Genomic DNA, 20,994 nt, shown 5'->3' with positions numbered 1-20,994 from the left:
CCAATGACGCCACCCTTCCGACACATTCTATTCTTGAGGAATGCACAGCGATGGCTGTCGTCAACGCTCTGAAGATTATTCTGAAGAACAGCTACGCGATCTACCTTAAGACAAAAAATGCCACTCGGGCGCATCCCGCCCCTACTTCAGGGACTTTCACTTGCTTCTCGCTCTGTCACTCACAGCATCGGCACGCCCATGACGCATGGTATCCAGGCCTCATAATTTTCCCATATAACCTTCTTGTCTTTTGCGCACCCAGAAAGACTCGAGGCTTTAACTGGACAGATGAGCCCTCGAGGGTAGTGTTCACCTGATTGGCTTTCTCATATCTGATGTTGATTCGCACAGTGTGCCAACCAGGTGATAGTTTCAAAAAACCTGCGCTTCAGAGCGAATTAGACGATCTTCGATAAGAGCGATCCGCCTCAAAATCCAAAACATCTAACATTGTCCTAGAGCCATATTTGTACCTAGTACTATGGCGCTCCCATTAACACATTTGATGATGCACAGAAAACTTAGCTCATGATAGCTTTCAGCTAACAGCTATTCGGAAGCCCGAAAGGATTCAACCGTTTAAGCGTGAACCGTCGATTATAAATACTTTCGTAAGTTAGCTTTAAAGGACGCTTTTAGTCCTTGTAAATACGCATTACGACTCCACAGCTACCAAATCCATACGGCGCCAGCAACCATTAAAACACCCGACACTACTAAAACAATAGTAGAGGCGCGATTGCTGCCTTTCAAAGTATGACCAACACCCACATCCATAACTAGGTGTCGAATTCCGGCTACGAGATGATAAATAAATGAAGAGTATACCAACCAGAAACTAACTTTGCCGAAAGGTGAAGAAAAAATCTCCTTGACTTCATTAAAACCCTTTTCTGACTCCAACGATTTGCTCAGCATATACAGTATCAGTCCCAGAAAAATAAAGAGCATAATTCCTGAAATCCGGTGCAGAATCGATGTAAGCGCCGTGAGAGGAAGCTGAATGGTTCGAATATCAAGATTAACCGGCCGCTTTTTATTCATTTTGACTCCAGTCAACAATTCTAGTGGGGGATTTCAGTTTTCGATCTCATTCATCATAGCAGCTGTAACTAAGGCTGGCGGCGACAATAATGGAGATATTCGGGGCTTACGTTGCATTTTGAGGTCGCAAGTGCATGTGCGTAAATTGAAGCAAATTGCAAGGTTATGCCCAATAGGTAGCTAGCTTATTAATTTAACAAAAGTGACGTGTGTCGTTCTGCAGGGCATGCTGTTCCCCAACCCTGGAAAACCTATCCTCTTTAACACGTCAAAGTCGATTGATAGGCTTGCTGCAACAGCTATCTGCCCGGTTGAAGTCGAAGATCGATGTATCTGTAGGGTTTGGAAATAAATGCGGGCGCCCACCGCACTCACGGCTCAGTTACCATTCTTTGTGCATCGCGGCCGCGCGGCTAGTTGGTAGCTGTTCTAAGCCTAGTCAGTGCCGCCCTTCGCCCCAAGCCCCATAGTCAGATTTGAGAAATGACAGTAGGCGATGCCGCAACGCGCTTCATCGACCTATGTAAAACGACTCCTTTATCGAAATAGTGCACTCATCGCTCTCCACGGCGATCCCTTCATCGCGAATTGCACCGCCCAAGACGATCTGCACTGAAATCAATACTTTCTGATGCCTCTTGATTAGAGATGCCAGCCATAATCATCTCATCGCCAACGCATACGGCGTTCGGCAGCCAACACACTCTCACTCACTACTGGAAGCTCAGACATGAAAACCATAGGCATTGAAAACTCGAAGTCCAGCGTACAGGCCCACTTAACGCTTGGAACCAAAACTATGGGGCTAGGTATCTATGGCGCGTACTTGGCTCTCGCTATTATTTACTTCTGGTTCGGCGGCATGAAATTTACCCACTACGAGGCCGAGGGCCTGGTTCCACTGGTGAGCAACAGCCCGCTTTTGGGATGGGTGTATAGCATTTTTTCGGTCGACATGTTCTCCAGCCTGCTCGGCATACTAGAGATTTCGATCGGCACTCTGATCGCAGGCCGCATGCTGTCGCCCAAACTATCCGTGGTAGGAGGCGCTCTGTCTGCAGGCCTGTTCTTCACAACCCTTAGCTTTATGTTTTCCACTCCGGGCGTCATTGAGCCTAGTTTAGGGTTTCCGGCGATTTCCGTTGCGCCAGGTCAGTTTCTGCTTAAAGACTTAGGGTTGCTTGCTGTTTCGATATTTGTGGCAGGCCATTCGCTGGTTGAACTGGAAAAACGTAAAATTAATGCATAATTTTTTCAATGGCTTAAGGCAGTAATGCCTTAGGCCTTTTTGCCATCATTTTCCCCCGCCAGATCTTTCAACCAGTCACGAGGGCTCAACCCCGTCTTGCGTCTAAATGCGCGAGACAGCGCCGAAGGACTTTCGTAGCCGACTTGAGCTGCAATCAGCGTAATCGAGCGCCCTTCTCGCATCAGCTTCTGAGCCAGGCTAACTCGCCAACTCAACAAATAATCAGCAGGCGTCTGTCCGATGACACTCTTGAAATGCACGGCATACGCAGCGCGTGACATATTTGACTCACTGGCCAGCTCTGCTATTGACCAGGCATGTTCCGGGGAGTTGTGCATCTGTAAAAGCGATCGGGCAAGCCGCATGTCGGCCAGTCCAGCCATCATTCCGGTGCGCAACTGGTGATGATCGAGCAGGTAACGGAGCAACAGAATGATTAGGAGCTCAAATAAGCGCTCAAGCGCGGCTTCCCTTCCACAATGCACATTTGCCGCCTCGGCAAACATCCACTCCAACGTGTCTGCCAGCATGGGCAGATCATCGAGTGCGAGCACCAAACAGTCCGGTAATGAAGCCGACAAAGGATTATCAATTCCGCCCTCAAACTCCATGGAAGCACACAACAACTTTGCGCCATCGGACTCACCCGCAAACAATTGATGCTTGGCGGGGCGTGGCATAAAAATCAAGCTAGGGCGAGTGAGCTGCAAATCCTTGCGATCGGGACCAAGCAACGTCACGCTGCCGGCCTGAAGCAGATGGATATAACCTCGCCGCTCGGCGCCATCGTAAGATGCAGAGCCGCATAGGTCGCCGTCATAGAACAGATTGGCCCGCACGCCGAACCGCGAGAGCAAATTAGACAAACGATCCATTGGCCGATCCTTGACGAGTCAGAACGCACAGACCATACCATCTGCGTTGTCGTTCAGTGCCTGTAGCGAACATGCCGGCGTAAATCAGCCAACGGATAAAGTGATCACTGAGCAGCTCAGCCTCCCTTTCCAGTTCGGCTGTTAAAAAAACAACACCGTTGTTTGAAAGCACCAGCAAATCAAGTGCTCACTCTTCTATTTTACGGGGTTGTACGCCGGAATCCCAGAAATTTCCGTCAGCCCAGCTCCAGTCCCGCCACGAGCGCATCCAGGTCGATGAACTTGCCGTCAGTCTGGAAGGTGTAATGCCCGTTCAGCAGGATGTGCCGCCAGGCCGCTGGCGACATCTGCGTGATCAACGCCAGCGCCTTGGCATTGCCAGCTGCCTCGTACTTCGTCAGCAGCAGGGACAGGATCGCCGAGTTGTAGAAGATGATCGCGTTGCCGATCAGCCTGGCGCACTGGTTGCTGATCTCGATTTCGATGTCGGTGCGGCCGGTCAATTCCTTCTTCCCACCGACTTGGGCGATGGTCGAGCGTAGCTGGTGATAGGACTCAATGCGGTTCTGCGAGCGGTGAACATTACGCTCCAGTTGCGGGTCGCGCAGGTAGCGCAGTGTGTAGATACTGCGGATGAGCTTGTCGAACTCGAAGATTGCGCGCCGCGTCGGGTTCGGCGCCGTATAGGTGCACAGCTTGCGGATCAGCGTGCCCTGCGTCATTTCCTTCAGGCCCAGTGTGGCGACGATTCGGTCGATGTTCGCCTTCTCACCGACGATGAGTTGCCGGTCGATCTGGCCAGCCGGCCGGATCAGGCATTTCTCGTACAATGCCAGATCATCGGCGCAATACAGCTCCTGCAACTGGTCGTCGAGGTCGGTGAAGCGCGGCTCGAAACGAAGTCCGAACCAGTGCAGGATGGCGAAGTTGGCCTTGTTGATGCTGTGCATGTCGCCGGTGATCGCGCTCGGCACGATGTCCGACGTGTTGCGGTACCAGATGTCGAACACGTGGTGAGCCTCGTACTCGTGTGCGCCTATCAGGTAGCCGTTCAACGGCACGTGATTGCACAGCAGCGTGTAGGCGACGACGCCCTTGCCGCGGCCGAAATATTTGCGCGAGTAGCGCGCCTTCACAGTTGGTCGCTCGACGCCGAATTTCTGCCCATCAACGGCACCGTACAACGAATCGAGGTCGAACGAGTAATGCGGGAAGATCGGCAGTGCGGCGATGGCGTTGCTGATGCAATCGTTGGCCACATGTAGCGTCGCCTGGCGCAGGTACTGCTGGTAGGTACTCTCCAGGACGTGGTACGGGATGTCGCTGGTACGTGCCATAACCTGGTTGCCGTGGTTCATGGCTTGGGCAATGATCACCGCCATCAGACTGTCGGCGTCGGCTACCTTCTTCGCATAGCGTGGCTGCAATGGTGTCAGCGCCGACAGGAACTGGCACTGGCCGTTGACGAAGCGAAACACGTCGGCGACATCGCAGTATGGCAGTTGCTCGTAGAGAGCTTGCTCGCGCGCCTTCTGGTTCTCCCCCTTGGGCTTGCGCCAGGTCAGTCTCTGCGTGTCCTTGTCGTATTCCAGGTGCGTCAGCTTGCCCTGTTTCAGCTCGCGATTGAACGCCACCCATTGCGCACGCAACTCGGTCGCCAGTGCATCGAGCTGGGCACTGACCGGCTGCCGCAGGAAGGGGATGTCCATCTGCGCGAGCACGGCGGCTTTCTCGTCCATCGAAACCAACTCGTCGGACAAATGCCGGTGCTGCAAGCTATCGTCAATGTAGAGCTCGCCCGCCTGGAAGCGTTTCCTGACCTGACGGTAAAGCCAGAATTCGTAACGATCGGCATGCAGGCCTGTCGGCGTGCCTTCGGCATCGAACATCAGCAGGTACGGACGCAAGCGTTTCGGCAGCGTTGCCGCCGGACATTCGTCGAGTGGCCGTTGTGATAGGCGCTGCTGCTTGGCGAACACGCTCTTGGCCCAAGTCAGCGCCGCGAGCCATGGGTTATCGGGGGCCGTGCCGGCGAAGTCGAGCGCGACGTACAGCGGCCGTAGATGGCGTCGAATGCGTTCGGCCAGGCCGTCCACCGCCTGCCAGTGCAGCGCCAGTTTGTTCAGTGGCTTGACGCTCATGCGCTGCGCCGTGTTTTGCAGCAATTCCCTGGACATGATTTTGTAGGCGCGTTGGCGCACCTCGCCGAACGGCGTCGGATCGGCCACGCTGTCGTCCACGTACAGCGACAGCAGGCGGCCAACCTGCGGCGTTTCCTGATGGCGTCGCAGCTGTTCGGCGACAAAGGACTGTTTCGCACCCGTGCGGCTCTCGTCCTCAAGTTTTTTCATGTGGAAGGCCATCGCGTCGACCAGGTTGTCGGTGAGCTGCCGGTAACGTACCCAGGCATAGCACAGCAGGTAGAGCCGGGTCTGCTCCGCCTTCAGGTGGCGCAGGTCATGGACGGTATAGAAGTTCGCCAGGCTCGCGTAGTACAGCAGGTTCTGCTGCGAGATGCCGAGCTTGGGCAGCAGCGCCTTGGCGATCCCGTGCAAGGACTTCAGCGTGGCGCGCTTCTCGCGCTCCCCTGCCATCTGACGCCAGCCGAAATCTTTAGCGTCCTGCTTGAGCGCTGCCAGTTGAGACAGGGTGTCGTCACGCACCAGGAGCTGGCCCAGCGCAGCTTTGGCCGATTCGTCCAACACTTCTGCCAGCAAGCCGCCCAAGCGCCTGCGTTCGGTGGACAGGGCTTCACTGACCAGCTCTTGTAAGGTGGTGTGGCCGGGCCGGATGATTTTGTGCTCGCTGAGCCAAACGATCAGTTCGGCGGCCACGAATCCTGGCATTACGTCGCGCCGCACGATCTGTTCAGCCTGCTGTGCCAGTTGCGGCAGGAAGCTAGCCGCCCACGACCGGTAGCCGAACAGTTCGGCGATCTGACCCCTCTGGCTGTAGTGCTCATGCTTGGTGATCGCCTTGCGTTCGAACGCTTCGCCGTGGAAATAGCGACTCAGCACGAAGGCGCAATCGTCCTCGACCTCATGCCAATCGAAGCGGAAGAAAGCATGCTTGGCCTTGAAGTAGCCGATCTGCAAGACGCAATAGACTTGGGCCTGCAGGCTAGGCCGGCTGCTGGCGAACGCCAGTTCAGATTCGGCCAACGCCAGGTATTCCAGCCGCTGAGCATCGTCGAAGTCCGGTAGGCCGTACAAGGCTTCCTGCTCTGCGTCAGAAAAGACGGTGAGTAGCTTATTCTTGTTGCTCATCGACCGTCCTTCCCGCACCACGCCAACCTGCTCGCGTCAATGTTTCGATCAACGTAGTGCGCTTGACATTGAAGTTGCGGCACACCGCCGCCTTAGACATGCCGCCATCGAGCGCGGCGACGATGGCGTCCAGCTTCTCACCAGTGATCGCCTGCGGCCGGCCGCCGATCCGGCCGCGTTTGCGTGCGGCGGCCAAGCCCGCGACGACGCGCTCCTGAATCAAGGCGCGCTCGTACTGCGCGAGCGCACCGAACACCTGGAACAGGAATTCGCCCGAGGGCGTCGTAGTGTCCAGGTTCTCTGTCAGCGAGCGGAACGCCACCCGCTTGTCCTTGAGCGAAGTCACAATGGCGAGCAGGTGCGACAGCGAGCGACCGAGCCGGTCGAGTTTCCACACCACCAGCACATCGCCGGCTCGAACGAACTCAAGCGCCCGCGCCAAGCCGGCACGGTCATCCTTCGCGCCAGAGGCACGATCCTCAAACAGGTGACGCGGATCGACGCCGGCGGCGAGCAGCGCGTCGCGCTGCAAGTCCGTGCTCTGGCGGTCGGAGTCCGACGACACGCGCATGTAGCCAACCAACATAGGCGGATAACCATCAAAAACAGGTTTCCGCATAATAGTGAATAGCGATAGAGTTTTCCGTACATTTTTGAGGGGGTGTTGCACAGGTAGCACAGCGGCGGCTGACAGCCTGTCGCAAAACAAATGTTTTACGACACCTCCTTGAGGTTGCCGCGTTTACATCATTACCTGAACAGGTATAAAATTCCGTCATGACAAACAAAGAAAAACCGCTCGAATGGATCGCGAGCAGCCACAAGGATTTGATGGCGTTGCCGTCCGACGTGCGTCGCCGTTTCGGTTACGCGCTCTCGTTGGCGCAGATAGGCGATCAGGATGACGCAGCAAAGGTGCTCAAGGGGTTCGGTGGTACCGGCGTGCTGGAGGTCGTCGAAGACGATGCCGGCGGCACCTATCGAGCGGTATACACGGTCAAGTTTGCGGAAGCGGTGTTCGTCCTGCACTGCTTCCAGAAGAAGAGCAAGAGCGGAATCGCCACGCCAAAGGCCGACATGGACATCATCCGCGCTCGGCTGAAGGTGGCCGAGGTATTGGCACAGGAGCTACGAAATGCAAAAACGAATCATTGAAGGCGTCGAGGTTCAGCGCAGCTCGGGCAACGTCTTTGCCGACCTTGGACTGCCTGACGCTGAAAAGCTCAAGATCAAGACCGGCCTGGTGGTCGAGATCAGGAGGGCCATGCGCGCCCTTGGGCTGACTCAACAAGCGGCGGCCAAACGCATGGGCATCCCGCAACCGAAGGTGTCGGGCATGATGCGCGGCGACTTCACCAATCTATCCGAACGCAAGCTGATGGATTGTCTGAATCGCCTCGGCTACGACATCGAAATCAAGGTACGGCCAGCAGCCGAGCCGATCGGGCATCTAACGCTCGCAACCGCTTAATCGGAGCTCTCCTGATGGCAGCCCGCATCACCGACGACGAATGGGACGAACTGACTCCCGAGAATTTCGATACCACGGCACTGCTGCGTGCAGTCGATGCCGTGGACGTGCTGCGCGGCGATTTGAATGACAGCGCAGACGGCGCACCTCCGCAACTGCGCACCGACCTGTTGAAGCTGCATCAACTGGCAATGGCCGCGTTCAACGAGGGATCACGCAGCCGAGTGGCTGAGCTATTTGATCTCGCCGTGGATCTTCAGGATCAGGTTGATCATCTGATGACCTCGCTGGAACAAGTGCAAGAAACCCTGTCCCGGTTGACGGCGCTCTACCCAGAAAGCCTGTCCTGAATGTTCTTGGAGACAACCACATCATGAGCCGCAGCCGCCGCAAAACGCCCATCGTTGGGCACACGACCTGCCGTAGCGAGCGCGAGGACAAGAAACTCTGGCATCAGCGCTGGCGAACCCACGAGCGCACCGCGCTGGCCAGCGCGTCGCCGGAAGCTCTATGCGCCCATCTGCCTCTACTGGAAAACCAGGTCAGCAACGTCTGGTCGATGGGTAAGGATGGCCGCTCCTACTGGCCCATCAAGCGCCAGGCCGCCACGGCGGATCGCATTGCCAACCACAAGGGACGCAATCCGCAAGAGCGCGCCTCCCTGAAAAAGCGTCTGCTGCGCAAGTGGATGAGCAAATGAACCTGTCCACCATCGAGGCGCTGGCTATCGCTTGGGCGCGAATCGCTGAAGAAGCAGAACTCCCAGCCGGCTACGAGGGCACGGCGACGCCAGAGGCGCATCGGGCCTGCGAGGTGATCCAGGAGCGGATTCGAGAGCACGTCGTCGCCACCAATGACATGCGGCTGTTCGGCCTGCTGCACCTGCTTGGGCAGGCGTCGCTGCGCATGGAGCAAGCGCTGTGGCCGGAAGAATATGCGCGGATGACCCGCGAGGTCGAGGAAGCTCTCCGAGAGGCCGACGACCCCAACGCCAAGTCGTACACCCACGAAGAAGTCATGCAGGCGATGCAGGAACGCATCGACCGAGCGCGAGACAAAGCCATGTTGATCGGCTGACGGAAATTTCGGCGGTTCCGGCTGATCCAAGAATCTTGGCGTGACCTTACCTCCGCTCTACCGCTGGGTGCCAGCCTCGGCGCACGCCTAACCACCCAACTCAGAAAGGAAAATAAGTTGGTAAAACGCATTCCCGTATCCGAGCTTCGTCTCGGCATGTACATCCACAAGCTCGCCGGCTCTTGGGTTCGACACCCATTCTGGCGCGGCAGCTTCCTGCTGACCGAGCCTCAGGATCTCTCTGCCATTCGAGAATGTGGCGTCGGGGAGGTCTGGGTCGACTTGGCCAAAAGCCAAGTCGACCCAGAGAGCCCAGAGAGCCCAGAGAGCCCAGAGAGCCCAGAGCCCAGAGCCCAGAGCCCAGAGCCCAGAGCCCAGAGCCCAGAGCCCAGAGCCCAGAGCCCAGAGAATTGTCGGAGGAGCAATCTCTGCCGTCTAGTCCACTAAGCAAGAAAAGTGACGGCGCAACCTCAATGGAGAGCGAAATGTGTTATGCACGGAAACTCTGTCTTGCGGCCAAGTCCCAAGTCATGGACATGTTCCAGGAAGCCCGGCTTGGCAAGGCCGTCGACCCAAGCACGACGTTGCCGCTGGTCGGAGAAATCGCTGCCTCGGTGCTGCGCCAACCTCATGCCCTCATCAGCGTCGCACGCATCAAAACGCACGACGATTACACCTACCTGCACTCGGTTGCCGTCTGCGCCCTGATGCTATCGCTGGCCCGGCATCTCGATCTAGACGAGGAGCAAACGCGCCTGGCTGGCATCGGCGGACTGATGCACGACCTAGGCAAGGCCGCGATGCCGCTGGAAGTGCTTAACAAACCAGGCAAGCTCACCGATGCCGAGTTCGCCATCATGAAGCGCCACCCTGTGGAGGGCGCAAAGATGCTGCGCGCAGGCGGGGCCGAGCCCGGGGTGGTGGACATTGCCCTGCACCATCACGAGAAGATCGACGGAACCGGCTACCCGGATCGCTTGGCCGGTGACGCCATTTCACTCCTGGCCCGCATGGGCGCAATCTGCGACGTCTATGATGCCGTGACGTCGGAGCGAGCCTACAAAAAGCCGTGGGACCCGTCCGCGGCGATGCGGCAGATGGCCAAGTGGGAGGGCCATTTCGACAAACGCATCTTCCACGCCTTCGTCAAGGCCGTGGGCATCTACCCCGTCGGCTCCTTGGTTCGCCTGTCCTCTCAGCGTCTGGCCGTTGTCGTTGAGCCGGGAATGGAATCACTGCTGACTCCCAAGGTTCGCGTGTTCTTCTCGCTACGCTCGAGAGAGCCGATCCCGATGCAGACCATCGACCTGGCGGCCACGAGTTGCAAGGACAGTATCACTGGCCCCGAAGACCCGACGCTCTGGAACTTCAAGAACCTCGACGACTTGTGGATGGAATAGCCCCCACAAAACGACGGCCCCGTGAGGGAGCCGTTGAACATCGTCGAGCGATGCCCGTCCAGGGAGGGATGGCCGAGCTCGATTCTCCAGAAGGTAGCTGGTGACACGAGTGTTGAGCCCACCCAACTAGGGTGACGGAAATTTCTGGGGTTCCGGCTTACATCCCCTACCTGCAACTGGCCCCGTTCGGTCTGTCCGACTTCCGCGCCTTGGTGCGCGAGCTGACCGAGCTGGCTCAGCAGACAGACAAGGGCTTGCTGTTGGCCGGTCAGGCGCTGGATACCCTGCGGCAGAAGCGGTGCATCCTGCCGGCGCTGAGCGTGATCGACCGGGCCTGCTCTGAAGCCATTGCAAGGGCCAATAGCCGGGTCTACCGCGCCCTGGTCGAACCGCTCACGAGCTCGCATCGGGCCAAGCTGGACGAGCTGTTGAAGCTAAAGCCCGGCAGCAGCATCACCTGGTTGACCTGGCTGCGGCAGGCCCCGCCGAAACCGAACTCCCGGCACATGCTCGAACACATCGAGCGACTGAAGACATTTAAGTTGGTTGACTTGCCCGAAGGCCTGGGCCGGCACATCCACCAGAACCGCCTGCTCAAGCTGGCCCGCGAGGGTGGCCAGATGACGCCCAAAGACCTCGGCAAGTTCGAGCCGCAGCGGCGCTACGCGACCCTGGCCGCCGTAGTGCTGGAGAGCACCGCGACCGTGATTGATGAGCTGGTCGATCTGCACGACCGCATCTTGGTCAAGCTGTTCAGCGGCGCGAAGCACAAGCATCAGCAACAGTTCCAGAAGCAGGGCAAGGCGATCAACGACAAGGTGCGCCTGTACTCGAAGATCGGTCAGGCGCTGCTGGAGGCCAAGGAAAGCGGCAGCGATCCCTACGCCGCCATCGAGGCGGTGATTCCCTGGGATGAGTTCACCGAGAGCGTGAGCGAGGCAGAGCTGCTGGCCCGGCCGGAGGGCTTCGACCATTTGCACCTGGTCGGCGAGAACTTCGCCACCCTGCGCCGCTACACGCCGGCCCTGCTGGAGGTGCTGGAACTGCGCGCCGCCCCAGCTGCGCAGGGCGTGCTGGCCGCTGTGCAGACCCTGCGTGAGATGAACGCCGACAACCTGCGTAAGGTGCCAGCACATGCACCCACCGCCTTCATCAAGCCACGCTGGAAGCCGCTGGTGATCACGCCGGATGGCCTTGACCGGCGTTTCTACGAAATCTGCGCCCTGTCCGAGCTGAAGAACGCGCTGCGCTCTGGTGACATCTGGGTCAAGGGCTCGCGACAGTTCCGCGACTTCGACGACTACCTGCTGCCGGCAGAGAAGTTCGCCGCGCTCAAGCGGGATCAGGCCCTGCCCCTGGCGATCAACCCGAACAGCGACCAGTACCTGGAAGAGCGTTTGCAGCTGCTGGACGAGCAGTTGGCCACCGTCACCCGCTTGGCCAAGGACAACGAGTTGCCCGATGCCATCCTCACCGAGTCCGGGCTGAAGATCACCCCGCTGGACGCGGCGGTGCCGGATCAGGCGCAAGCGCTGATCGACCAGACCAGCCAGTTGCTGCCGCGAATCAAGATCACTGAGCTGCTGATGGACGTGGACGACTGGACGGGCTTCAGCCGCCACTTCACCCACCTGAAGGACGGTGCCGAGGCCAAAGACCGCACATTGCTGCTGTCCGCGATCCTGGGCGATGCGATCAACCTCGGGCTGACCAAGATGGCCGAGTCGAGCCCCGGCCTGACCTACGCCAAGCTGTCCTGGCTGCAAGCCTGGCACATCCGAGACGAAACCTATTCGGCAGCCCTGGCCGAGCTGGTCAACCACCAGTATCGCCACGCCTTTGCCGCACACTGGGGCGACGGCACCACTTCATCCTCAGATGGCCAGCGCTTCCGTGCGGGCGGCCGTGGCGAGAGCACTGGGCACGTCAACCCTAAGTACGGCAGCGAGCCGGGACGGCTGTTCTACACCCATATTTCCGACCAGTACGCGCCGTTCAGCACCCGCGTGGTGAATGTCGGCGTGCGCGACTCCACCTACGTGCTCGACGGCCTGCTGTACCACGAGTCCGACCTGCGGATCGAGGAGCACTACACCGACACGGCCGGTTTCACCGATCACGTCTTCGCGCTGATGCACCTGCTGGGCTTCCGCTTCGCACCGCGCATCCGCGACCTTGGCGAAACCAAGCTGTACGTGCCGCAGGGCGTGCAGACCTACCCGACGCTGCGCCCGCTGATCGGCGGCACCCTGAACATCAAGCACGTCCGTGCCCATTGGGACGACATCCTGCGCCTGGCCAGCTCGATCAAGCAGGGCACGGTCACCGCCTCGCTGATGCTGCGCAAGCTCGGCAGCTATCCGCGCCAGAACGGCCTGGCCGTGGCCCTGCGCGAGCTGGGCCGGATCGAACGCACGCTGTTCATCCTAGACTGGCTGCAAAGCGTCGAGCTGCGCCGCCGCGTGCATGCCGGGCTGAACAAGGGCGAGGCGCGCAACTCCCTGGCCAGGGCGGTGTTCTTCAACCGCCTCGGCGAAATCAGGGATCGGAGCTTCGAGCAGCAGCGCTACCGGGCCAGCGGCCTCAACCTGGTGACGGCCGCCATCGTGCTGTGGAACACGGTGTACCTGGAACGCGCCACCCTGGGGTTGGGCGAGACCGGAAAGCCGGTGGACAGCGAGCTGCTGCAATACCTGTCGCCGCTGGGTTGGGAGCACATCAACTTGACCGGCGATTACGTCTGGCGGCAGAGCTGCAGGCTGGAGGGCGGGAAGTTTCGGCCGCTACGGCTGCCCGGAAAACCTTAGCGTACGATTTTTTCCGTTTTCTCTATTCGCCCCTTGCAGAGCTTCTACCAGGTGAGTCCCTGCTGATTCCTTGCAACGGGAAGACGATCCAAGTTACTCAATCCAGCATCACGTCTATGTTGAAAAAGCGAAACCTGATCATGGCTGAATTCTCCCAGAGGAAAACGCTCCTGGTTCGGGATGAACATTCATTACCCGACCCGCTGATACTGGTGTCCAGGCTCAGCGTGCGCGAGGGGCCGTCAGCAGCCTGACAAACCTTTACCCACGTCAGCGGTGCCTTCTCCTCGGATCACCGCTGACACGCAATGTAATGCGTCACACGGAGAGATATTTAACGATGAGACTCATGACACCAGACGCTGAGGATAAGCGTGAAATGGCTGGCCGGATGTACGAGATCTGCGACCTGAAAATTGCTCTTGAAAACGGGCATTTTTCGAGCCTCGAAGACCTTCTTTCGTACGCAACTGAGCAGACTAAAGAGCTGCAAGCTGTGTTGGAGGTTCCTCAGTGGATTGTGAATGACAGGTGCTGTGTTGATATCAAAGCCACAATAGAGCAGGTCAAACCTGGACCAGATAGCCATCAGCCAGGTCCGACACGGCGTTGGTACTGACAGCTTAAAAATGACTCTCAGACCCCTGCATTCGCAGGGTTTTGAGGTATAAGGACCACCATTTACGAGTGTCCGCTTTTCCAAAGGAATGAACATGAAATTGACTATAGCGATGGTGCTTTTTCTGGTTTTTGCAATTTGCTTGCTTGAAACCGGTCTCCAGACGGGTTTGCATTGGGTGAGCCAACTGGGGTTTGGTTTCCTTTGCATATCGATTGTGTTGTTGTTTACAGACATGTTTGTCTCAGTCGTTGAATCATTCAAAACGAATGAATCACATGTCGAGGGATGAGAGCCAAAAGTTGCTGGTGATCGGCGGTCCATTTGATGGCCAGCGAATGGCTCGTGCCGGCGACGAGTTCACACAGGTCGTGGGGACCAAAAGCAGTCGCCTTCACGGACGCTACTGTTACAAGCTGCGCTGGCACCCGATGCTGAAAAAATTGGTCTGGGCCTTACCTGAGAACAAAAGCGTTAAGCGTCCTCCTCCAGACTCGTGCCAAGGAGCTACAGGCACCAGTCCTGAGAACTTGGAGACTAGCGCTGGAAAATCTGAATGAGTGACACAAAAGTGGTTTACGGAGATCCAGCATGAAACCAAGGCTCCAAGCATTATTGTTGTTTCTAATGGCCATTGCGCACACTGCGGTGGCCGATGAAATCATGCAGCCGAGAACGGCCATTCAAAACGCGCCCGATGCATGTGTTTGCACAATGTCGCAGACACAGCAATTGATGATGGCCAACTGTTCTTGCGGGTCAAAACAGTGCGTGGTGTCTCTGACTAGCTACACGACTTCTCAACCGAGCATGCAATGTTTCGATGCGCCTAAATCTGCTGCGTTAGAAGCGACAGCTGAGAAATCCAAATAGGACCTAGAAAAAATCATAGGGAGCAGCCACCCATGTCCACCAGCTCCACGAATAACGGAAAGACGATGAAAAGAAACCCAATGGATGAGGCGATTTCAGCTCTCAAGGTTGCCCCGATTCCAACACTGGCCATGTGTGTTAGCGCGGTAGCCGCACTGTATCTGTTCTCTACTGATTCAAAGTGGTTCGGCATCGCAGTGTTGGTCGCGGTGATCTTCACCGGGCTGGCCTGGATGGCGACACCGGCCATTATTCAGGACGCGAACAAGCGGGCAAAAGCACGTCACCGCTACCCGCACTAAGTCAGAGGAAAATGATCTTGAGTAGCTCCCCCTACGTAACAATTACCGCCGCGCTTGTGGGGGACACTGAGATCCCGCATGCAGGCGCAAGTCGCTTTGACAAAGCTGAGTACCAAGCTCTAGTTGAGGCGCTGCGACTTATCGGGCCTGACCAGTGCCGCGCCATTCTGGATAACCCTTCTCAAGCTCACCTGTTGGAGGCTGCGTTTGGGAAACTTTTGCACGTGTTGGCGTCACCTGCAGCTTCGTAGGAGGTACGCATGAGTCAATTTACAGATCTGCTATGCGGTATTGCTACAGAGTGGCGCACACGCAACCAGGAACACCAGAGTGGCGTTGTATTGCTGTGGCAAGGTGCGGTCTATGGCTGGAAAGACTGCTTGCGTGATGCTACTCATGAGCGGCCAGGCGTCTATGCGGTAGACGAGGATGGCCACGTCTTCCTCGCCGAAGGTGGCAACGATTATGACGGTGCCAAATGTTGGGTAGTTGTTTCACCTGATGCACCTGCACCCCTAGTGCTTTACGTTTACCGCTGCGCTGGCTGTGGTCACGCTGGGCAGGTGCATCTGATGGAGCTGACAGCGGAGATCACTACAGCCTGTTCTGCGTGCGGAACTGAAGTGTTAGCCGAATGGGACGGCGGCGTGGAAATGACCACCACCCCCCCGTAATGCCGGTGATGAGAAATACGACCAAGCCCGCAAACGACTATTACGCGGGTTGGTAGAGCCCTGCGGGCAATCAAGCGGCTACCGCGCCTTTGGCTTGCTGGCTGGAGCCATCAAGGGCGACAAGTCACCCTATCCTGCCCCAGCTCCATGAATGCTCTGCACTCGAACGAGACGAGCTGGTAACGTCTGCAGGTGCCCTAAGTTGACGCTCGTGTCATCTATGCGTAGAATTACAAGCAACCACAACCTCCACGCCTCGGGCGGGCTCCGGCCTGTACTGCGCACCAGGGGGTTTCTTTTTGCCTGTAGAAAAGTGAGCAGGAAGCTCTCATGGCCCCACGCATAGCCTACACAAAACAGGCGAAAACCACGCCTCAACTGCTTGCACACCTTCTTGCCAAGGGCTTAGCTGTCCCTGATCAAGCAAAGGCGCTGCATTCCCTCGATCTTATCGGCTACTACCGGTTACTGATCTACATGCGTCCGCTACAGGATAGCCATACCAAGTTTTTTTATCCGGCCGTCGAGTTCGATGACGTCATGGCGCTGTACGACTTCGACCGGCGGTTGAGGCTTATCTGTCTTGATGCAGTCGAACGTATAGAGGTGGCCTTGCGTGCCGCGATAACGAACACACTTGCTCCGGATCCTGCCGCAGGTCCGCACTTTTACCTCGATGCGACGCATTTTGCTAACGCGCCTGGCCACACGGCTTTCATGAAGGCTGTCTGTGACCCGAACACCGCTAAACATCAGCCAGTGGACCACTACCTCAAGACTTATCACACCCCTCCGCATGCGCCGATCTGGGCGATTCTTGAGGCTGTCACATTTGGCCCTCTATCGCACCTGTATGCAAATCTGCAAATTTCACACAGGAAGGCAATCGCTACAGCTTTTGGTTTTGACGAGAAGGTGCTTGTCACTTGGTTCAAAAGCATCAACATGTTGCGCAATGTTTGTGCACACCATTCTCGGCTTTGGAACAAAAACAACCTGGTGAACGCGCCCTTACAAGTGAATGCCTTGAAAGCCGAATTCCCAAGCCATGCGGATCGAGGACGAGTGGCTGCACGTGCAGTGACTCTCGTTGCGCTATTGAGAGTGATCGACCCCACCTCTAATTGGAAGCAGCGTTTCAAGTCCGTGGTACAGAGCTGCCCTGCAGGCACTCTACAAAAAGCTGGGTTGGCCGAGACAATAATGGGGTTCTCTCCTGGATGGGACCAGCGCGCATTCTGGAATTGAGGTGTGCGATTTTGCAGGCAAGGACCTGGCCCAGGTGTAGCCCACTTGATGAAGACGAGGATCTATCTGTGACAAAAGAAGAATTGCGGAAGCAGCTGCAGGATCAGTTTGAGCGTCACCTGCAGGCTAACCCTGAAGCGGTGACACTTTACGCTGCAGAGCCAGAACCTGAAAAAAGGCCTTGGAAAAAGAAACCAAGCCTGCTCGATCAGGCCTTCGCGCAAACCCTGGCTGACATCGAGAACCGGTAAGCCATGGTCGATTGGGGCAAGATCGGTTTAGCCAGGTGGTATGACTGCAAATTAGGAACGATGACCGACAGGAAGCTTGCTGGGTTGGTGGGCACCTCGGTGGCGGTAATTCGGCACCGACGTGAGCTGTTCTGCATCGAGGTCTGGTCGATCAAACAGTTGATCAAACCCTATCGCCATATGTTTGATGACAATTCGGATCTGACCATTGCCCGGTTGTGTGGGGCATCGGTGAAGAGCGTCACGATGTATCGTCGAAGCGAGGGCTTAGCTGTATTTTTGCGTCCTGATCCACTGCAGCGCCGTCAAATACTACCTCTTGGACACCCTGTGAGGCCCTTCAGACAGCTTTTGGGACGGGTACCCGATGAAGATGTATCCAAGCTCTCTGGCGTCGACGTGGAGAATATCGCATCGATAAGGGAAGAATTTGGATTGAATCGGGTTTTGGCCGCTGATCCTCAACCAGTTCACCAGCCCGGTTGGCATGATTTTCACGGCCCTTGGCTTGGATTCGAATCATTGCTTGGATCAATGTCGGATCCTAAGGTCAGCCGCACTGTTAATGTACCAATTTCCGTAATCGAGCAACGCCGGATCTTCCTTGGGGTTAAGCCCTACCGAAGGGTTTCCAAATTGGAGCAGTATCGGTACCTCTTCGGTGTGGTGCCAAACAATTTGATAGCCATGCTCGCAGGTGTCTCACCCACCCGGGTTGCCGATTATCAGAAGCAGCTATCCGGCGAGCATAAAAAAACCGCCCAGGGCGGTTTTGAAGTTTTAGGTCAGTAGATCAGTTAGCGTACCTGTAAAAAACGTTCTCAAACCAAGTGCCAACTGAATCTGTAGGGATCCATGAACGGTATGTCGTCATCGAAGCTGTCGAAATCAGATGCCGGCTGCGGAACTTGTTGCGGCGCAGGGCTGGACTCGCGCTGTGGCTGAGGCGCGGCTTGCGGGCGTGCCTGCTGCTGCGGACGCGGCGCGGAGTTCTGGGAGTTTTGATAACCGCCACCACCTTGGCCTTGAGGAGCGCCGTCGCCTTGAGGACGGCCACCGAGCAACTGCATGGTGCCTTGCATGTCGACCACGATTTCAGTCGTGTAACGCTTGATACCGTCTTTTTCCCATTCGCGGGTCTGCAGCTTGCCTTCAATGTAAACCTGCGAACCCTTACGGAGATACTCGCCAGCAATCTCAGCCACTTTGCCGAACATCGACACACGGTGCCATTCAGTCTTCTCGACCTTCTGACCGGTTTGCTTGTCGGTCCACTGTTCGCTTGTTGCCAGACTCAGGTTGGTCACGGCATTACCGTTAGGCATGTAGCGAACTTCGGGATCCTGACCACAAGTACCGACAAGAATAACTTTGTTTACACCTCGTGCCATGTTGTGGCCCTCCTTTCAAATTAATTTTGAAGTAGCTGTCGCCGTGGTTTGCTGCGTGGTTTTACGCTGGCCGCGGTGCTTTTGGAATTGCCGGAGGAGCTTCTTTGAAGTGGATACCGTGTTCAGCCTGGCGTTCACGGATCAGCTCAGAATGGCGTTTAACCCCTACCGTCTGATCGATGCTTGCACCTGCCTCGGCGAATGAATGGAACTGACCATGCGCCTTTCGTTCGCCGTCTACCGGCTTCCCGGGAATCCCGGTGCTGTATGGGATATGAGTTGCGGTTTTGACCAGGAACACGTCGAACCGATCACCAGGCCCGTCAGTATTGTGCATGACATCAAGGCGGTGTCCGTGCACCAAGCGCCCCATCTCCCCTCGCTCGTTGAGCTGCGCGGCTTCGGAGGTGTGTTTGAATTCACGTGATGCAAAAACCCTTTCACCGGCGATTACCCGCTCGCGGAGACGTTCGTCGCCTTCTGCAGGCGCTGCCGGCAACGACTCAACTTGGAACGCAAGGTTATGGCCAGGGTCCCGAAACGGAGCTGGAGCCTCCGGCCCTTGGTGTTGTGCCAACTGGGCAATGAGTTTTCTCGTCTGCACCAGGTGCTCTACGTCCTTCGGTTGGGCATCGATCAACCCCACCAACTCCTTATATTCACTTCCGGTCAGCCTGTGACGTTTCTGGTCAGCGATATCCTTTAGGACTACCTGCCAGTCTGGAACGCTCAATGCACTCATGGGTGCCTCCTTTCAAATAGCTCAATCGTTCTGAGTGGTGAAGCCTTCACGATTTGGGTTTGATCTGCAGCCTTTGCGATTACGGATCTCGTCATCGCTGGGCCTTTGCGTGTTGTCGAAGCTGAACGAGCCGTCGTCGTATTGCTCCAGGTAGCCCCAACTGCAATCCGTTTCATTTTGCCCAGGCTTAGGAGGAACCTCCCACCAAGGCTCGCGGTTCACTAATTGCTTCATATGCACCTCCGAGATCTACGGTGGCCATCACAAATTGATAGTCGTTAGCACTTTTGAGGACTGACGATCGCGCAGCTCGATGACGCCGTGCACAACTTCACCAGTGGCAGTCATTCCGGATGAAATCGGAATGTACAGGTACAGCGTACCCCTGAGGTCGAGGGAGCCCTGCGCTCTCGCCTGCTCGATCTCCCGGGCTTTATTTTGGTCTTCGACTCGTATGCTGCAGGGGAACCCAGACGGTTTGATCTGCAGGTTCATACCCGCAGTATTGCGCACCGGGTTCGCCCAGCAGTATTGGCCGTAGCTGGTGATCGGAAATGAAGAGCTGGTGAAGTCGTAGGGGCCCACCATGACATTTTGCAAACCCATTCCCTCAGCTACCGAAGCGGCTTTTATCGGAAGAGAGTAGTAATCGTTTTTGCCGTACGTGCTCAGCTGCTCCTGTATCGCAGGCCATTTAGCCTTTTCGATGTCACGTCTTTTAAACGCGTCGGAGGTCGCTTGATATTCCGGTGATAACCAGCCCAGTTTCTGGTCGTTTGTCGTGCCGCTTGGAGACTTGGCCAGCACCAGGTACGTGAGTGCCTGACCGCCTGGAAGAGTGTTGAGGTCGACGTACCCACTCAGGGGCACCGAAGCGTCAGCAGGCCTCTTGAATTGAGGCTCAACTGGAGCTTTAGACTCTGTCGATCTGCTGACTTTAGGGCTGTTCAGCAGTGATGAACCCGAGGAGGCGGCGCCAGGCGCTTGTTCTGTGTTTGGCTTGTCACATCCGACCATGAGACAGCAGGCTGCGAGAGACAGCGCAGTCATTTTAAACTTCATGGAAAGCTCCATTCCTTTGAGTAGATCGTTCGTGCAGCTCATCCGAACAAAGTATGCATATCGGACTTCCAAGCCCCTGGGCGTTTGATTCTCACACCAATCTCACGCAGGTTAGGAAGGGTTGTAACGAGTCTGAGTAACGGATGAGGGCTATTGTCGGGACTGATCTCCCAGCTATCGATCTTGTCGAAATCCATCATCACGCCACCGGTGCTGATGTCGACGTACAAGGCCTGCTTAGCCACCGGATCGAAACCAACGTAGAGGTTGTATGCGACGGAAACAGCTTCATAGCGAGGCTGGAAACCCGCACGTTTGAAGCTGTCTACCTTGCTTTCCAGGCGTCGTCGCAACATCCCTGGCACGACAGCAAGCAAAAAGTACCCAAGCACTACGTACAACAATCCAGCCACGATCAGCATGCCTGCAACCTCAGGGTCACGGCGGTAATCAAAGCATGCGATCAAGGCGACCGGTACGACCGGCACCAACCCCATCAGGTAAAACGGCCGAAGAATCCACCATGCAATGTTCATAATGATCTCCATCTTTCGTATCAGGTATACGATACGGAATCTATGATTTTATTCTACCACGACCTCTTGACAGGTCAAAGCCCTATTGATAACGGGGCCAATTGGCC

24 protein-coding genes and 2 pseudogenes are annotated in these 20,994 nt (G+C 56.6%); 17 read left to right on the top strand and 9 right to left on the bottom strand.

What is annotated here, in order from left to right; genetic code table 11:
• Positions 1-669: 669 nt before the first annotated feature.
• Positions 670-1,044 carry a succinate dehydrogenase, cytochrome b556 subunit gene (gene sdhC / locus J1G37_RS21620; protein ID WP_005005993.1) on the bottom strand — a complete coding sequence of 125 codons (375 nt, stop codon included), beginning with the start codon at positions 1,042-1,044 and terminating at the stop codon, positions 670-672.
• A gap of 730 nt (positions 1,045-1,774) precedes the next feature.
• Between sdhC and J1G37_RS21615 the strand changes: the two genes are divergently transcribed.
• Positions 1,775-2,293, top strand: coding sequence for a DUF417 family protein (locus J1G37_RS21615; protein ID WP_003464991.1), 519 nt, complete (start codon positions 1,775-1,777; stop codon positions 2,291-2,293).
• A 29-nt stretch (positions 2,294-2,322) separates the two neighbouring features.
• Here the strand turns inward: J1G37_RS21615 and J1G37_RS21610 are convergent, their stop codons facing one another.
• From J1G37_RS21610 to J1G37_RS21600, 3 genes are all read right to left on the bottom strand, one after another.
• Positions 2,323-3,168 (bottom strand): AraC family transcriptional regulator, encoded by an 846-nt coding sequence (locus J1G37_RS21610; RefSeq protein ID WP_003464995.1) that lies wholly within the window; start codon positions 3,166-3,168, stop codon positions 2,323-2,325.
• 236 nt (positions 3,169-3,404) lie between these two features.
• On the bottom strand, positions 3,405-6,434 hold the full coding sequence (locus J1G37_RS21605; RefSeq protein ID WP_024015041.1) for a Tn3 family transposase: 3,030 nt from the start codon (positions 6,432-6,434) through the stop codon (positions 3,405-3,407).
• Positions 6,418-7,020, bottom strand: a complete 603-nt coding sequence (locus tag J1G37_RS21600) for a recombinase family protein (protein WP_010465829.1) — start codon at positions 7,018-7,020, stop codon at positions 6,418-6,420. Before J1G37_RS21600 ends, J1G37_RS21605 begins: the two co-directional genes overlap by 17 nt.
• Before the next feature lie 191 nt (positions 7,021-7,211).
• On the opposite strand from J1G37_RS21600, the gene J1G37_RS21595 reads away from it, so the two are divergent.
• The 16 genes and pseudogenes from J1G37_RS21595 (at position 7,212) to J1G37_RS21520 (ending at position 17,948) form a co-directional block, all read left to right on the top strand.
• The gene (locus tag J1G37_RS21595; RefSeq protein ID WP_042933781.1) at positions 7,212-7,589 is read left to right on the top strand and encodes a type II toxin-antitoxin system RelE/ParE family toxin; all 378 of its coding nucleotides are present in this window, start codon (positions 7,212-7,214) and stop codon (positions 7,587-7,589) included.
• Positions 7,570-7,905, top strand: a complete 336-nt coding sequence (locus J1G37_RS21590; protein ID WP_001172026.1) for a helix-turn-helix transcriptional regulator — start codon at positions 7,570-7,572, stop codon at positions 7,903-7,905. Before J1G37_RS21595 ends, J1G37_RS21590 begins: the two co-directional genes overlap by 20 nt.
• Before the next feature lie 14 nt (positions 7,906-7,919).
• The gene (locus tag J1G37_RS21585) at positions 7,920-8,255 is read left to right on the top strand and encodes a hypothetical protein (protein WP_000741275.1); all 336 of its coding nucleotides are present in this window, start codon (positions 7,920-7,922) and stop codon (positions 8,253-8,255) included.
• A 23-nt stretch (positions 8,256-8,278) separates the two neighbouring features.
• Entirely contained in the window at positions 8,279-8,605 is a 327-nt protein-coding gene (locus J1G37_RS21580; RefSeq protein ID WP_000091614.1) for a hypothetical protein, read from the top strand.
• Positions 8,602-8,982: a hypothetical protein gene (locus tag J1G37_RS21575; RefSeq protein ID WP_001054412.1), complete on the top strand. Its 381-nt coding sequence runs from the start codon at positions 8,602-8,604 to the stop codon at positions 8,980-8,982. The genes J1G37_RS21580 and J1G37_RS21575 overlap by 4 nt, the downstream gene beginning before the upstream one ends.
• Before the next feature lie 156 nt (positions 8,983-9,138).
• Positions 9,139-9,429 (top strand): DUF3391 domain-containing protein, encoded by a 291-nt coding sequence (locus J1G37_RS29060; protein WP_236249143.1) that lies wholly within the window; start codon positions 9,139-9,141, stop codon positions 9,427-9,429.
• An 83-nt stretch (positions 9,430-9,512) separates the two neighbouring features.
• Positions 9,513-10,382, top strand: a complete 870-nt coding sequence (locus J1G37_RS21570; RefSeq protein WP_223198360.1) for an HD-GYP domain-containing protein — start codon at positions 9,513-9,515, stop codon at positions 10,380-10,382.
• Positions 10,383-10,549: 167 nt separating this feature from the next.
• Positions 10,550-13,189 (top strand): annotated as a pseudogene (locus J1G37_RS21565) (Tn3 family transposase); the annotation flags it as partial.
• Between the two features lie 349 nt (positions 13,190-13,538).
• Entirely contained in the window at positions 13,539-13,808 is a 270-nt protein-coding gene (locus J1G37_RS21560) for a hypothetical protein (protein ID WP_234452252.1), read from the top strand.
• Positions 13,809-13,902: 94 nt separating this feature from the next.
• The gene (locus J1G37_RS21555) at positions 13,903-14,100 is read left to right on the top strand and encodes a hypothetical protein (protein ID WP_106116902.1); all 198 of its coding nucleotides are present in this window, start codon (positions 13,903-13,905) and stop codon (positions 14,098-14,100) included.
• Positions 14,101-14,399: 299 nt separating this feature from the next.
• Entirely contained in the window at positions 14,400-14,681 is a 282-nt protein-coding gene (locus tag J1G37_RS21550) for a hypothetical protein (protein ID WP_106116904.1), read from the top strand.
• Positions 14,682-14,713: 32 nt separating this feature from the next.
• A complete protein-coding gene (locus J1G37_RS21545; RefSeq protein ID WP_146133230.1) occupies positions 14,714-14,983 on the top strand; it encodes a hypothetical protein in 270 nt (89 codons plus the stop codon).
• Positions 14,984-15,243: 260 nt separating this feature from the next.
• Positions 15,244-15,471: pseudogene (locus tag J1G37_RS21540) on the top strand (antirestriction protein ArdR); the annotation flags it as partial.
• A gap of 516 nt (positions 15,472-15,987) precedes the next feature.
• The gene (locus J1G37_RS21530) at positions 15,988-16,905 is read left to right on the top strand and encodes an Abi family protein (protein WP_004666742.1); all 918 of its coding nucleotides are present in this window, start codon (positions 15,988-15,990) and stop codon (positions 16,903-16,905) included.
• Positions 16,906-16,973: 68 nt separating this feature from the next.
• Complete coding sequence (locus J1G37_RS21525; RefSeq protein ID WP_004666741.1) at positions 16,974-17,156, top strand: hypothetical protein; 183 nt, start codon at positions 16,974-16,976, stop codon at positions 17,154-17,156.
• 3 nt (positions 17,157-17,159) lie between these two features.
• Entirely contained in the window at positions 17,160-17,948 is a 789-nt protein-coding gene (locus J1G37_RS21520) for a hypothetical protein (RefSeq protein ID WP_200648569.1), read from the top strand.
• Between the two features lie 29 nt (positions 17,949-17,977).
• Here J1G37_RS21520 and J1G37_RS21515 read toward each other — a convergent pair whose 3' ends face one another.
• From J1G37_RS21515 to J1G37_RS21495, 5 genes are all read right to left on the bottom strand, one after another.
• Positions 17,978-18,547, bottom strand: coding sequence for a single-stranded DNA-binding protein (locus J1G37_RS21515; RefSeq protein WP_106116906.1), 570 nt, complete (start codon positions 18,545-18,547; stop codon positions 17,978-17,980).
• Between the two features lie 61 nt (positions 18,548-18,608).
• On the bottom strand, positions 18,609-19,289 hold the full coding sequence (locus J1G37_RS21510; protein ID WP_106116907.1) for a hypothetical protein: 681 nt from the start codon (positions 19,287-19,289) through the stop codon (positions 18,609-18,611).
• A gap of 21 nt (positions 19,290-19,310) precedes the next feature.
• The gene (locus tag J1G37_RS21505) at positions 19,311-19,523 is read right to left on the bottom strand and encodes a hypothetical protein (RefSeq protein WP_004666734.1); all 213 of its coding nucleotides are present in this window, start codon (positions 19,521-19,523) and stop codon (positions 19,311-19,313) included.
• Between the two features lie 27 nt (positions 19,524-19,550).
• Positions 19,551-20,351, bottom strand: coding sequence for a hypothetical protein (locus J1G37_RS21500; protein WP_106116908.1), 801 nt, complete (start codon positions 20,349-20,351; stop codon positions 19,551-19,553).
• A gap of 38 nt (positions 20,352-20,389) precedes the next feature.
• On the bottom strand, positions 20,390-20,887 hold the full coding sequence (locus J1G37_RS21495; protein WP_106116909.1) for a hypothetical protein: 498 nt from the start codon (positions 20,885-20,887) through the stop codon (positions 20,390-20,392).
• Positions 20,888-20,994 lie beyond the last annotated feature (107 nt).

This window comes from Pseudomonas sp. Marseille-Q1929, from assembly GCF_017316265.1.
GTDB lineage: Bacteria > Pseudomonadota > Gammaproteobacteria > Pseudomonadales > Pseudomonadaceae > Aquipseudomonas.
The sequence above is the reverse complement of the archived record's forward strand: the minus strand, read 5'-3'. Positions and strand labels throughout refer to the sequence as shown.